This window comes from Pseudomonas sp. S2_B10 (assembly GCF_054668425.1).
The window spans coordinates 725,897-740,406 of the sequence record NZ_CP162768.1; the positions used below are offsets into that span (position 1 = coordinate 725,897).

The window sequence follows — 14,510 nt, forward strand, 5'->3', positions numbered from 1 at the left end:
CCGATGACGCCCTCCGGGGCTGTTTGGATTCGGACGCATAACAAGATTCCATTAGCCACGCCCGCTGACACCGGGCCAACGAAGACCTTTGAACCATGGCCACTATCCACGTAGACGGCAAAGCGCTCGAAGTCGACGGGGCAGACAACCTGTTACAGGCATGTCTGTCGCTGGGCCTCGACATTCCATATTTCTGCTGGCACCCCGCGCTTGGTAGCGTCGGGGCCTGCCGCCAGTGCGCGGTCAAGCAGTACACCGACGAGAACGACACCCGTGGTCGTATCGTCATGTCCTGCATGACCCCGGCCACCGACAACACCTGGATCTCCATCGACGATGAAGAATCCAAGGCGTTCCGCGCCAGTGTTGTCGAATGGCTGATGACCAACCACCCGCACGACTGCCCGGTGTGCGAGGAAGGGGGTCACTGCCACCTGCAAGACATGACAGTGATGACCGGCCACAACGAGCGCCGTTATCGCTTCAGCAAACGCACCCACCAGAACCAGCAACTCGGCCCGTTCATTTCCCACGAAATGAACCGCTGCATTGCTTGCTACCGCTGCGTGCGTTTCTACAAGGACTACGCCGGCGGTACCGACCTCGGTGTATTCGGCGCCCACGACAACGTGTACTTCGGTCGCGTTGAAGACGGCACCCTCGAGAGCGAGTTCTCCGGCAACCTCACCGAGGTCTGCCCGACCGGCGTGTTCACCGACAAGACTCACTCCGAGCGCTACAACCGCAAGTGGGACATGCAGTTCGCCCCGAGCATCTGCCATGGCTGCTCGAGCGGTTGCAACATCTCCCCGGGCGAGCGTTACGGTGAACTGCGTCGCATCGAAAACCGTTTCAACGGTTCGGTGAACCAGTACTTCCTCTGCGACCGTGGCCGTTTCGGTTATGGCTACGTCAACCGCACCGACCGTCCACGTCAGCCGCTGCTGGCCGACGGCACCAAGCTCGGCCTCGACGCTGCGCTGGACAAAGCCGCCGACCTGCTGCGCGGACGCAACATCGTCGGCATCGGTTCGCCGCGCGCCAGTCTTGAAAGCAACTACGCGTTGCGCGAACTGGTCGGTGCCGAGCACTTCTATTCGGGTATCGAAGCCTCCGAGCTGGAGCGCATTCGTCTGGTCCTGCAGGTGCTGAACGACAGCCCGCTGCCAGTGCCGAACATGCGCGACATCGAAGACCACGACGCGATCTTCGTCCTCGGTGAAGACCTGACCCAGACCGCTGCACGTATGGCGCTGGCTCTGCGTCAGTCGGTCAAGGGCAAGGCTGAAGACATGGCTGAAGCCATGCGCGTCCAGCCTTGGCTCGACGCGGCGGTGAAGAACATCGGCCAGCACGCGCTGAACCCGCTGTTCATCGCCAGCCTCGCCGAAACCAAACTCGACGACGTTGCCGAAGAATGCGTACACGCCGCTCCCGACGATCTGGCGCGCATCGGTTTCGCCGTGGCTCACGCGCTGGATGCCAGCGCGCCGGCCGTTGAAGGTCTGGACACCGAAGCCCTGGAACTGGCGCAGCGCATCGCCGATGCCCTGCTCGCCGCCAAGCGCCCGCTGATCATCGCCGGTACTTCGCTGGGCTCCAAAGCCTTGATCGAAGCTGCCGCGAACATCGCCAAAGCCCTGAAGCTGCGCGAGAAGAACGGTTCGATCAGCCTGATCGTGCCGGAGGCCAACAGCCTCGGTCTGGCCATGCTCGGTGGCGAGTCGGTCGACGCCGCGCTGCAAGCGGTCATCGATGGCAAGGCCGACGCGATCGTCGTGCTGGAAAACGATCTGTACACCCGCACCGCCAAAGCCAAGGTCGATGCCGCACTGAACGCTGCAAAAGTGGTGATCGTTGCCGACCATCAGAAAACCGCCACCACCGATCGCGCGCACCTGGTTCTGCCAGCGGCGAGCTTCGCCGAGGGCGACGGTACGCTGGTCAGCCAGGAAGGCCGCGCCCAGCGCTTCTTCCAGGTTTTCGATCCGCAATACATGGACGCGAGCATTCTGGTGCACGAAGGCTGGCGCTGGCTGCACGCCCTGCGCGCGACCCTGCTGAACCAGCCGATCGACTGGACGCAACTCGACCACGTCACCGCTGCCGTTGCCTCGAGCACCGCGCAACTGGCGCGCATCGTTGATGCTGCACCGTCGGCTGCTTTCCGCATCAAGGGTCTGAAACTGGCCCGTGAGCCGCTGCGTTACTCCGGTCGCACCGCAATGCGCGCCGACATCAGCGTTCACGAACCACGCACTCCGCAAGACCAGGACACCGCGTTCGCTTTCTCCATGGAAGGTTACTCGGGCTCCGCCGAACCGCGTCAACAAGTGCCATTCGCATGGTCGCCGGGCTGGAACTCGCCACAAGCCTGGAACAAGTTCCAGGACGAAGTCGGTGGTCATCTGCGCGCTGGCGATCCGGGCACGCGCCTGATCGAAAGCACTGGCGACTCGCTGAACTGGTTCGCTGCTGCTCCGCGCGCATTCAATCCGGCGCCGGGCACTTGGCAGGCCGTGCCGTTCTACCACCTGTTCGGCAGCGAAGAAAACTCTTCGAAAGCCGCCCCGGTACAGGAACGCATTCCGGCACCTTACGTCGCGCTGGCGAAATCCGAAGCGGATCGCCTCGGCGTCAACGACGGTGCCCTGCTGAGCCTGAACGTTGCCGGTCAGACATTGCGTCTGCCGCTGCGCATCAATGAAGAACTGGGCGCCGGTCTGGTGGCATTGCCTGCGGGCATCGCCGGCATTCCACCGGCATTCGCCGGCGTGTCCGTCGACGGTCTGCAGGAGGCAGCGCAATGACCTGGTTCACCCCTGAAGTGATCGATGTGATCCTGACGGTCATCAAAGCCATCGTGATCCTGCTGGCCGTGGTGGTCGCGGGCGCCTTGCTCAGCTTTGTCGAACGTCGCCTGCTGGGCTGGTGGCAGGACCGTTACGGTCCGAACCGCGTTGGCCCGTTCGGCATGTTCCAGATCGCCGCCGACATGCTGAAGATGTTCTTCAAGGAAGACTGGACCCCGCCATTCGCCGACAAGGTGATCTTCACCCTGGCGCCGGTGGTGGCCATGTCCGCCCTGCTGATCGCCTTTGCGATCATCCCGATCACCCCGACCTGGGGCGTGGCGGATCTGAACATCGGCCTGCTGTTCTTCTTCGCCATGGCCGGTCTGTCGGTCTACGCGGTGCTGTTCGCCGGCTGGTCGAGCAACAACAAGTTCGCCCTGCTCGGCAGCTTGCGTGCCTCGGCGCAGACCGTGTCCTACGAAGTGTTCATGGGCCTGGCCCTGATGGGCATCGTGGTGCAGGTCGGCTCGTTCAACATGCGCGACATCGTCGAGTACCAGGCGCAGAACCTGTGGTTCATCATTCCGCAGTTCTTCGGCTTCTGTACCTTCTTCATCGCTGGCGTCGCCGTGACTCACCGTCACCCGTTCGACCAGCCGGAAGCGGAACAGGAACTGGCCGACGGTTACCACATTGAATACGCCGGTATGAAATGGGGCATGTTCTTCGTCGGTGAGTACATCGGCATCATCCTGATCTCGGCGCTGCTGGTCACCCTGTTCTTCGGTGGCTGGCACGGTCCGTTCGGCATCCTGCCGCAACTGTCCTTCGTCTGGTTCGCACTGAAGACCGCGTTCTTCATCATGCTGTTCATCCTGCTGCGCGCTTCCATCCCGCGTCCGCGTTATGACCAGGTGATGGATTTCAGCTGGAAATTCTGCCTGCCACTGACCCTGATCAATTTGCTGGTGACCGCTGCGGTTGTGTTGATGAACACGCCTGCGGTTGCGGTTCAGTGAGGATTTGACCCATGTTCAAATATATTGGCGACATCGTTAAGGGTACCGGTACCCAGTTGCGCAGCCTGGTCATGGTCTTCGGCCATGGCTTTCGCAAGCGCGACACCCTGCAATACCCCGAGGAGCAGGTCTACCTGCCGCCGCGCTACCGTGGCCGCATCGTCCTGACCCGCGACCCCGATGGCGAAGAACGCTGCGTGGCCTGCAACCTGTGCGCCGTGGCTTGCCCGGTGGGTTGCATCTCGCTGCAGAAAGCTGAAACCGAAGACGGTCGCTGGTACCCGGACTTCTTCCGGATCAACTTCTCGCGCTGCATTTTCTGCGGTCTCTGCGAGGAAGCCTGCCCGACCACCGCAATCCAGCTGACCCCGGATTTCGAGATGGCCGAGTTCAAACGTCAGGACCTGGTGTACGAGAAAGAAGATCTGCTGATCTCCGGCCCCGGCAAAAACCCTGATTACAACTTCTATCGTGTTGCAGGTATGGCAATCGCTGGCAAGCCGAAAGGCGCTGCGCAGAACGAAGCCGAACCGATCAACGTGAAGAGCTTGCTGCCTTAAGGAAGAACGATGGAATTCGCTTTCTATTTCGCATCGGGTATTGCTGTGGTGTCCACGCTGCGTGTGGTCACCAACACCAACCCCGTGCACGCCCTGCTCTACCTGATCATCTCGTTGATCGCCGTGGCCATGACCTTCTTCGCCCTCGGCGCACCGTTCGCCGGCGTGCTCGAAGTGATCGCCTACGCCGGTGCCATCATGGTGCTGTTCGTGTTCGTGGTGATGATGCTCAACCTGGGTCCCGCCTCGGTGCAGCAGGAACGCACCTGGCTCAAGCCCGGCATCTGGGCAGGACCGGTGATTCTTGCCGCGCTGCTGCTGGCCGAACTGCTGTATGTGCTGTTCGCTCACCAGAGCGGCCAGGCCATCGGCCACACCACCGTAGACGCGAAAGCCGTGGGCATCAGCCTGTTCGGCCCGTACCTGCTGGTGGTCGAACTCGCCTCGATGCTGCTGCTCGCCGCAGCCGTCACGGCGTTCCATTTGGGCCGTAACGAGGCGAAGGAGTAAGACATGCCTGCTATCCCTCTCGAACATGGACTGGCCGTCGCCGGCATCCTGTTCTGCCTTGGTCTGGTCGGCCTGATGGTCCGCCGCAACATTTTGTTCGTGTTGATGAGTCTGGAAGTGATGATGAACGCCTCTGCCCTGGCCTTCATCGTTGCGGGCGCCCGCTGGGCGCAGCCGGATGGACAGATCATGTTCATCCTGGTGATCAGCCTTGCCGCAGCCGAGGCCAGTATTGGCCTGGCGATCCTGCTGCAACTGTATCGCCGCTTCCACACGCTCGATATCGACGCTGCCAGTGAGATGCGCGGATGAACCTACTCTTTCTGACTTTCGTATTCCCTCTGATCGGGTTCCTGTTGCTGTCGTTCTCGCGCGGCCGCTTCTCGGAAAACCTCTCGGCGCTTATCGGTGTCGGTTCGATCGGCCTGTCGGCCATCGTCACCGCTTACGTGATCTGGCAATTCAACGTCGCGCCGCCGGAAGGTGGCGTGTACACCCAGGTGCTGTGGCGCTGGATGTCGGTGGAAGGTTTCCAGCCGAACTTCGCGCTGTACCTGGATGGCCTGTCGGTGACCATGCTCGGCGTGGTCGTCGGCGTCGGCTTCCTGATCCACCTGTTCGCGTCCTGGTACATGCGTGGTGAAGACGGTTACTCGCGCTTCTTCTCGTACACCAACCTGTTCATCGCCAGCATGCTGTTCCTGATCCTCGGCGATAACCTGCTGTTCATCTACTTCGGTTGGGAAGGCGTGGGCCTGTGCTCGTACCTGTTGATCGGTTTCTACTACAGCAACCGCAACAACGGTAACGCGGCACTCAAAGCGTTCATCGTCACCCGCATCGGCGACGTGTTCATGGCCATCGGCCTGTTCATCCTGTTCCAGCAACTGGGCACGCTGAACGTCCAGGAACTGCTGGTACGTGCGCCGGAGCACTTCAAGGTCGGTGACTTCTGGATCGTTCTGGCAACCCTGATGCTGCTCGGCGGTGCTGTCGGTAAATCGGCGCAACTGCCGCTGCAAACCTGGCTCGCGGATGCGATGGCCGGCCCAACCCCGGTTTCGGCACTGATCCACGCCGCGACCATGGTCACCGCCGGTGTCTACCTGATTGCCCGTACCCACGGTCTGTTTGCGCTGGCGCCGGACATCCTGCACCTCGTCGGCATCGTCGGTGGCGTGACCCTGGTACTGGCCGGTTTCGCCGCGCTGGTGCAGACCGACATCAAACGTATCCTCGCCTACTCGACCATGAGCCAGATCGGCTACATGTTCCTGGCGCTGGGCGTTGGTGCCTGGGAAGGCGCGATCTTCCACCTGATGACCCACGCCTTCTTCAAGGCCCTGCTGTTCCTTGCTTCCGGTGCGGTGATCGTTGCCTGCCACCACGAGCAGAACATCTTCAAGATGGGCGGTCTGTGGAAGAAACTGCCACTGGCCTACGCCAGCTTCATCGTCGGTGGTGCCGCGCTGGCCGCTCTGCCACTGGTTACCGCAGGCTTCTACTCCAAGGACGAAATCCTCTGGGAAGCGTTCGCCAGCGGTAACCAGGGTCTGCTTTACGCAGGTCTGGTCGGTGCGTTCATGACGTCGCTGTATACCTTCCGCCTGATCTTCATCGCGTTCCACGGTGAAGCCAAGACTGAAGCCCACGCCGGCCACGGCATTGCCCACTGGCTGCCATTGTCGGTGCTGATCGTGCTGTCGACTTTCGTCGGCGCGATGATCGTGCCACCGCTGCACGGCGTACTGCCGCAAAGCGTTGGCCATGCCGGTGGCGAAGCCAAGCACAGTCTGGAAATCGCCTCGGGCGCCATCGCCCTGGCCGGTATCCTGCTGGCAGCGCTGCTGTTCCTCGGCAAGCGTCGCTTCGTCACGGCAATTGCCAACAGCGGCATCGGCCGTTTCCTTTCGGCCTGGTGGTTCGCTGCCTGGGGCTTCGACTGGATCTACGACAAACTGTTCGTCAAGCCGTACCTTGCGATCAGCCATGTACTGCGCAAAGACCCGCTCGACCAGACCATCGGTCTGATCCCGCGTATGGCCAAGGGTGGTCACACTGCCCTGAGCCGCACCGAGACCGGTCAACTGCGTTGGTACGCCGCCTCGATGGCTGCTGGTGCCGTGCTGGTGATCGGCGCCATCGTGCTGGTAGCGGTCTGATATGAACCTTGCGAATTTGCGAAAGGAAACGAGCCCGTCATGATTCTGCCTTGGCTAATCCTGATCCCCTTCATCGGCGGCCTGCTGTGCTGGATGGGTGAGCGCTTCGGCGCTACCCTCCCGCGCTGGATTGCGCTGTTGACCATGACCCTGGAACTCGCGCTCGGCCTCTGGCTGTGGGCCCACGGTGACTATTCATTCGCACCGGCGCCGGGCGCCGATCCGACCTGGGCGCTTGAGTTCAAGCATGTCTGGATCCAGCGTTTCGGCATCAACGTGCACCTGGCCCTCGACGGCCTGTCGCTGTTGATGATCCTGCTGACCGGTCTGCTGGGTATCCTCTCGGTACTCTGCTCGTGGAAAGAGATTCAACGTCACGTTGGCTTCTTCCACCTGAACCTGATGTGGATCCTGGGCGGCGTCGTCGGCGTGTTCCTCGCCCTCGACCTGTTCATGTTCTTCTTCTTCTGGGAAATGATGCTGGTGCCGATGTACTTCCTCATCGCGCTCTGGGGTCACAGTTCTTCGGACGGCAAGAAAACCCGGATCTACGCAGCGACCAAGTTCTTCATCTTCACTCAGGCGTCCGGCCTGATCATGCTGGTGGCGATCCTCGGTCTGGTGCTGGTCAACTTCAACAACACCGGCGTGATCACCTTCAACTACGCCGACCTGTTGAAAACCAAGATGTCGATGACCACCGAGTACATTCTGATGCTCGGCTTCTTCATCGCCTTCGCGGTCAAGCTGCCCGTCGTACCGTTCCACTCCTGGCTGCCTGATGCTCACGCCCAGGCACCGACTGCCGGTTCCGTCGACCTCGCCGGTATCCTGCTGAAAACCGCGGCCTACGGTCTGCTGCGTTTCGCCCTGCCGCTGTTCCCGAACGCTTCGGCCGAGTTCGCGCCGATCGCCATGACCCTCGGTCTGATCGGGATCTTCTACGGCGCGTTCCTGGCGTTCGCACAAACCGACATCAAGCGTCTGATTGCCTTCTCTTCCGTTTCCCACATGGGCTTCGTGTTGATCGGTATCTACTCCGGCAGCCAACTGGCGCTGCAAGGCGCAGTGATCCAGATGCTGGCGCACGGTCTGTCGGCAGCGGCGCTGTTTATCCTCAGCGGTCAGTTGTACGAGCGTCTGCATACGCGTGACATGCGTGAGATGGGCGGTCTGTGGTCGCGTATCGCTTACCTGCCGGCCATCAGCCTGTTCTTCGCGGCGGCGTCGCTGGGCTTGCCGGGTACCGGTAACTTTGTTGGCGAGTTCCTGATCCTGATCGGTTCCTTCGCCAGCGCTCCATGGGTCACGGCGATTGCCACTTCCGGTCTGGTGTTCGGTTCGGTCTACTCGCTGATCATGATCCACCGTGCCTACTTCGGCCCGTCGAAATCCGACGCGGTGCTGCACGGCATGGACGCGCGCGAACTGATCATGGTGCTCGGTCTGGCGGTGTTGCTGATTTACCTCGGCGTCTACCCGCAACCGTTCCTCGACACCTCTGCCGCCACCATGCATGGCGTGCAGCAGTGGCTCGGCACCGCCTTCTCTCAACTCGCTTCGGCCCGGTAAGAGCGCTATGGAATTCACGATTCAACACTTTATTGCGCTTGCGCCACTGTTGATCACCAGCCTCACCATTATCGTGGTGATGCTGGCAATCGCCTGGCGCCGCAACCACTCGCAGACCTTCCTGATTTCGGTGGCGGGTCTGAACCTGGCCCTGCTGTCGATCCTGCCTGCGTTGAAAGTCGCGCCTCTGGCCGTCACCCCGTTGCTGCAGATCGACGCGTTTGCCTGCCTGTACATGGCGATGATCCTGGTCGCCACCCTCGCCTGCGTCACCCTCGCCCACGCCTATCTGGGTGATGGCGGTTCGGGTTACCCGGGCAATCGCGAAGAACTGTACCTGCTGATCCTGATGGCCGCCGCCGGTGGTCTGGTGTTGGTCAGCGCGCAGCACCTGGCCGGGTTGTTCATCGGTCTGGAGCTGCTCTCGGTACCGGTCTACGGTCTGGTCGCTTACGCCTTTTTCAACAAGCGTTCGCTGGAAGCCGGCATCAAGTACATGGTGCTGTCGGCCGCCGGTTCCGCGTTCCTGCTGTTCGGTATGGCGCTGCTCTACGCCGACGCCGGTTCGCTGAGCTTCGTCGGCATCGGTCAGGCCCTGGCCGCGACCGGCCTGCCAAGCCCGCTGGCGCAACTGGGCCTGGGCATGATGCTGATCGGTCTGGCGTTCAAGCTGTCGCTGGTACCGTTCCACCTGTGGACGCCCGACGTCTACGAAGGTGCTCCGGCACCAGTGGCGGCGTTCCTCGCCACCGCTTCGAAGGTCGCGGTGTTTGCGGTGATGGTGCGTCTGTTCCAGCTCTCCCCTGCTGCCAGCAGTGGTGTGCTGAGCGATGTGCTCAGCGTTATCGCGGTCGCCTCGATCCTGTTCGGTAACCTGCTGGCCCTGACCCAGAGCAACCTCAAGCGTCTGCTCGGTTACTCGTCCATCGCGCACTTCGGCTATCTGCTGATCGCACTGGTGGCGAGCAAGGGGCTGGCGGTAGAAGCCATCGGCGTCTATCTGGTGACTTATGTCATCACCAGCCTCGGCGCGTTCGGCGTGATCACCCTGATGTCCTCGCCGTACAACGGCCGCGACGCCGACGCCCTGTACGAGTACCGCGGCCTGTTCTGGCGCCGTCCGTATCTGACCGCCGTGCTCACCGTGATGATGCTGTCCCTGGCCGGCATTCCGCTGACCGCTGGCTTCATCGGCAAGTTCTACATCATCGCCAGCGGCGTCGAAACGCGTCAGTGGTGGCTGGTCGGCGCACTGGTACTGGGCAGCGCCATCGGCGTGTTCTACTACCTGCGCGTGATGGTCACCCTGTACCTGATCGAGCCAAACCTGCGTCGCCACGACGCCCAGCTGCACTGGGAACAGAAAGCAGGCGGCGTGATGCTGCTGGCCATCGCGCTGGTCGCATTCTTCCTGGGCGTGTACCCGCAGCCATTGCTGGTGCTGGTACAACAGGCGGGTCTGGCGGGCTGATTGCTCGGCTGATCTGGCTATACATGAAAACGGCACCTTTGCAGGTGCCGTTTTTTTTGCTCCGGGATTTGTTGCGCAGCAAGCTATCCTCGACGAGTGGCGCGTCTCACTCCTCTTGCCGACGCTTGCTCAGCCATTACTTTCCATAGCGGTTACGAATGGTCAGGCTTGCAGACTCTCCGTCGTAGTAGCTGATAAATATCCAGCCATCGCGAGCAGTAACATTTTCCATGGTTGGCTTGCCAGTCACCGCGACGGTCACCGGCACTCCCCCCGCCGGCAGCCCCGTGAAAGTGGAAACCGCGCGAATGCCATATCTCCAGAACGAGGCCGAACCTCCCATTTGCTGAGGGCCGAATCTTTCAGATACCTCAGCACTGTTATGCGCCAGCGACATGGGCAACTCCAGCGAACTGAATTCCAGCGCCGGCACCTTCAACCAGACTGCGAAATCGCCGGCACTGGTACTGTCGACGCAGTTCAGCAACCAGCTCAACCCGTCCTCGCCGAGCGTTTGCGGGATGCTCGGACTCAAGGTCACGCCTAGATCGGCCGCTTGCGCACTCAACTCCAGAACCACGTCCTGGCCGAGCAAAAAACTGCTGTCCTGGGGTCGCAAAGTCAATGTATGCGTGGCCCCAAGGCAGGGGTACGCCGGGGCACCACCGAACACCTGGGGGAACCCATCCAGATCAAACCTCACGGCGTCAGCCAAATCCCCCGCTTCCACTCGCCCGGGCAGCTCCCAGTCGGGCAGTATCGAACTGGCCAGACTCAAACCATAAAAACCACTGTTCGCCTCTTCGGTAGAAATATACCAATGGATTGACGATCCTTTGTTTATTGTCAGCGGCGTGCCCAGATCAGGGTTGAAAGTCAGGCCTCGTTCCTTCGCGCCCCAGAAGTTCTGCAAAGTGACGGTAGAGCCAATCAAAACACTGTCGTCGGCAATCTTCAGCTCCAGCTTATAGGGCAGGTTTTTTCTCAACAGCACGAGTTCGCTTGCAGGGTCGACGCGCTCACCGTCCAGATAAAGCTCTGCTGCCTGCGCCCAGACATCGTCCAGTACGGCATTCACTTCATAGAGTTCGGTCAAAATCACACCGGCGTTATCCTGAGTGACGTCCGCCAGAATGTCATGCTTGCCGACTGTCTCAGGTGTATAGCGATAACTGGTCCAGCCGTTGACATCGGTCTGCGTTGTCGCCAGCAATTCCTCCTCGCCATTGACGCGCCACTTCACCTCCACGCCAGCCGCTACCTCCCCGCTGACACCGGAGATGACCTGGATTCGCAACAGCACGCTCTGCTCGGTGCCCACCACCGGTGTACCGATGGCGGGTGTAGCGTCGCCAATGGCATACCGCGATTCGCTGACCTTGAAGGAGCGAGCCTCAGTCCAGTCGGACCAGTCGCCGTCGAATGTCTGCCGGGCCTGCACGGCGTAGTCTCCGAGGGGCCACGCTTTTTCTGCGGTCCAATTCCACCGGGTTGAACCGTCGACGATGGCAAACTCTTCCTTGGGATCAAGCGCATGACGCAGGACAATCTCACCTCCCGTTGCTCCTGTGCCTCGAATCCTCGGATAGCGTGATGTTTCGGAGTTCGCCCGTGGCGCTTCGATCGATGGAGTTGACGGGGCAGCCTTGACCGTAAACCGATGCGGCGCGCTCCAATCCGAATCAGTCCCACCGCTGGCCTGTTTAGCCTCAAGGACAATGGTGCCTGGATCCAACGGTTCCACCACTGTGAATGTCAGGATCCCGTCTGCACCCGCTGTCTCTTCGTGCAACGTCGCGCCGTTCTCAAAACGAACGGTTTGCAGCGCGCCTGGCAGGCCGGCGATCTTGAGGGTGGGATACCTTGAGGTTATGCCTCCCGCCTGTGGCTGCCGGAATTGAGGGGCGTCGGGCCTGTCCTCCCCTTCCACGGTGAAAGTGCACAAGTCACTGGGGTCAGAGTCCACGCCGTTTACTGTCTGGATGACGTAGACGGTGTTTTCGCCGGGCGACCAGTCCTCCGCCGGTGTGAAGAGGCGGTTGGCTCCGTTGCTGGCGAATTCGCCAGGCACAGCTCTATCGGGTTGGGTGAACATTTGCAGGGTGACGACGCCTGACGCGACACCGGTGATTTTCAAAGGCTGTTTCGGTGTTGCCGGGTCGGTTGGCGGCTCGATGTCAGGCGTAGCTGGCTTGATGTAGAACTCGAGGACAGCGGTTGCTTCAGACGTATCTCCATTCACACTCTGCTGCGCCTTGATATGTTTAGGACCGGGCAGCCACAGGTACTCGAAAGACCATGTCGTTGCATCGTAGGTCAGGTCGCCTTGCAGAGAGGTGCCAGCGGCACTTTGCAAGGTGATCGTCGCTCCCGCAATGCACGTTCCTTGCACCCTGACATCGGCATGATGAACGGTGTGGGGTAGAGGCTGAATGATTACGGGGGCGGGAGGCTTCTCTATTACCGAAACAGTGACCGGATCGCTTGGATCCGAGACCATCCCGTTTATCGTTTGCACGGCCCAGACGTCCGTACTGCCTGGCTTCCAGCCAGTTTTTGATACAAAGGTACGCTCCGTGCCACTACCGGCGAACTCGCCCTCTATCGGCGCACCTCCGGTGGTGGACATTTGTAGGACGGCAACGCCCGAGGAAACACCGGTAATGATCAACGGCTCTTTCGCTGCAGCCGGACTGGGTGGTGGTGTAATGGTTAGTTTGGACGGCTTCACTGCAATAGGAACCGGGGCGCTCGGGTCGGAGGCTATACCGTCAACACTCTGCACAACCGTGACCACGGTGATGCCCCCACCCCAGTTGACCGCTGGATAAAAAATGCGAGTATCGCCATTGCCGGTAAAGCTGCCAGCTACAGGGGCATTTTCGGCGGTATACATTTGCAGGCTGACCACAGCGCTCACCACACCGCTTATTTTTAGCGTTTGATTGCCCAACGCCGGTTTCGGTGGTTCGGCAATGCTTGGTCTGGAGGGTTTCACTGGCACAGAAACCGGTCCACTCGGATCAGAATGCATACCGTCTACAGTCTGCACGACCTTGACGCGGGTGATACCCGCAGCCCAGTTCGCCGTTGGGGTGAAAGTACGTTTGCTGTCACTGCCGGTAAAACTGCCGGCCACCACGCCATCGGCGGCGTTAGACATCTGCAAAGTAACGTCGCCGTTCGCAACACCGGTAATTTCCAGTGACTGGGTACTGGAAGACGGGTTGGGCGGGAGTGAGATGTAGGGTTTGAATGGCTTCACTCTAACGGAGACCGAAAGGCTTGGATCGGAAGACACACCGCCCAGGGTCTGCACAACAGATACAACGGTCGTGCCACCGCGCCATCTCTCTGTGGGCGTAAATACGCGAGTTGCGCCACTACCGGTGAAACTGCCAGCGACAAGTGCGTCTGCCTCGGTAAACATTCGCAGCGTGACGTCACCTGTCTCTACGCCGGTTATGTTTAGCGTTTGATTACCCATGGCCGGGTTCGGTGGCCTGTCAATGCTTGGTCTGGATAGCCCCACTGAAACGGAAACCAGATTGCTCGGATCCGAAGCCATGCCGTTCAGGATCTGCACAACCTTGACCCGAGTGGTACCTGCAACCCACTCCGCTGTTGGCATGAAAATGCCTGTGTTGACAACGTAAATGCCAGGCACCGGTATGTCTCTGTCGGTGTACATGTGCACCTTGGCATTAAGCAAAACGCCGCCAATGCCCAGTGACTCTCTTACTGATGCCGGCTTGGGTGGCGGATAAATGGTCGGTTTTGGCGGTTTGGCCGGATCGGGCGGTACAGGTTGCGGCACATACAAATTGTGACATTCAGCCCATTCACTCCAGACCCAGACCTGCTTGTACCTGACTTTGAAATTGAAGTACGCACCAAAGCGATCAAAAGACGTATCAGGTACCCAATGCTCCAGCTTTGCCCACTCATCTTCTGAACCATGATGGTCAGTTGCTTCTCCCCAGCATTCGATTTTCCAACTATCAGTGACTCCTCCAGGAGATAGAGCGACGATATTGAACCCGCCTGGCGAGACTGTAGAGTTGCTTAAAGGTGACAAAATCAAAGGCGCCGGCCACAGGCCATTCGGTTGCAGCTTGTTTTCGTCATCCATATCCATCGCTCCCGTTATCCCGGCGCAATTGCCGATCTTCAGATGCGATTCTTGACGTCGTGCATTCCTTGCGGCTACCTGTCAACTGTGACAGTTCGGACGGACGGTCATGCTTGAGCATGGAAAAGTCAGCATTTGCAAATTGCATAACAGCAATTCAATTGATTTCCATAAGGCCTAAAAAACTGTTGAAAACCTGTCAGGTTTGACAGGTTACCCAAGTTCATTTTGTCGTTACTTTGTTCCTGCCCAGGCATTTTTCCAATGCCCCCTTCTGGCAGGAGATCCA

9 protein-coding genes are annotated in these 14,510 nt (G+C 60.1%); 8 read left to right on the forward strand and 1 reads right to left on the reverse strand.

What is annotated here, in order from left to right:
- Positions 1 to 95 precede the first annotated feature (95 nt).
- Genes nuoG through nuoN form a run of 8 tightly spaced genes read left to right on the forward strand, consistent with a single transcriptional unit; the run spans position 96 to position 10,089 of the window.
- Positions 96 to 2,810, forward strand: coding sequence for an NADH-quinone oxidoreductase subunit NuoG (gene nuoG / locus AB4O45_RS03155; RefSeq protein WP_460161055.1), 2,715 nt, complete (start codon positions 96 to 98; stop codon positions 2,808 to 2,810).
- Entirely contained in the window at positions 2,807 to 3,814 is a 1,008-nt protein-coding gene (gene nuoH, locus AB4O45_RS03160; protein WP_016775282.1) for an NADH-quinone oxidoreductase subunit NuoH, read from the forward strand. The genes nuoG and nuoH overlap by 4 nt, the downstream gene beginning before the upstream one ends.
- 11 nt (positions 3,815 to 3,825) lie before the next feature.
- Complete coding sequence (gene nuoI, locus AB4O45_RS03165) at positions 3,826 to 4,374, forward strand: NADH-quinone oxidoreductase subunit NuoI (RefSeq protein ID WP_016775283.1); 549 nt, start codon at positions 3,826 to 3,828, stop codon at positions 4,372 to 4,374.
- A 9-nt stretch (positions 4,375 to 4,383) separates the two neighbouring features.
- Positions 4,384 to 4,884 (forward strand): NADH-quinone oxidoreductase subunit J, encoded by a 501-nt coding sequence (gene nuoJ, locus AB4O45_RS03170; protein ID WP_007951462.1) that lies wholly within the window; start codon positions 4,384 to 4,386, stop codon positions 4,882 to 4,884.
- Between the two features lie 3 nt (positions 4,885 to 4,887).
- Positions 4,888 to 5,196: an NADH-quinone oxidoreductase subunit NuoK gene (gene nuoK, locus AB4O45_RS03175; RefSeq protein WP_003180046.1), complete on the forward strand. Its 309-nt coding sequence runs from the start codon at positions 4,888 to 4,890 to the stop codon at positions 5,194 to 5,196.
- Positions 5,193 to 7,046, forward strand: coding sequence for an NADH-quinone oxidoreductase subunit L (gene nuoL / locus AB4O45_RS03180; protein ID WP_024013419.1), 1,854 nt, complete (start codon positions 5,193 to 5,195; stop codon positions 7,044 to 7,046). Before nuoK ends, nuoL begins: the two co-directional genes overlap by 4 nt.
- Positions 7,047 to 7,085: 39 nt before the next feature.
- Positions 7,086 to 8,618 (forward strand): NADH-quinone oxidoreductase subunit M, encoded by a 1,533-nt coding sequence (gene nuoM, locus AB4O45_RS03185; protein ID WP_016775285.1) that lies wholly within the window; start codon positions 7,086 to 7,088, stop codon positions 8,616 to 8,618.
- Between the two features lie 7 nt (positions 8,619 to 8,625).
- Complete coding sequence (gene nuoN / locus AB4O45_RS03190) at positions 8,626 to 10,089, forward strand: NADH-quinone oxidoreductase subunit NuoN (RefSeq protein WP_024013420.1); 1,464 nt, start codon at positions 8,626 to 8,628, stop codon at positions 10,087 to 10,089.
- 136 nt (positions 10,090 to 10,225) lie between these two features.
- Here the strand turns inward: nuoN and AB4O45_RS03195 are convergent, their stop codons facing one another.
- Positions 10,226 to 14,221 carry a hypothetical protein gene (locus AB4O45_RS03195; protein ID WP_460161056.1) on the reverse strand — a complete coding sequence of 1,332 codons (3,996 nt, stop codon included), beginning with the start codon at positions 14,219 to 14,221 and terminating at the stop codon, positions 10,226 to 10,228.
- Positions 14,222 to 14,510 lie beyond the last annotated feature (289 nt).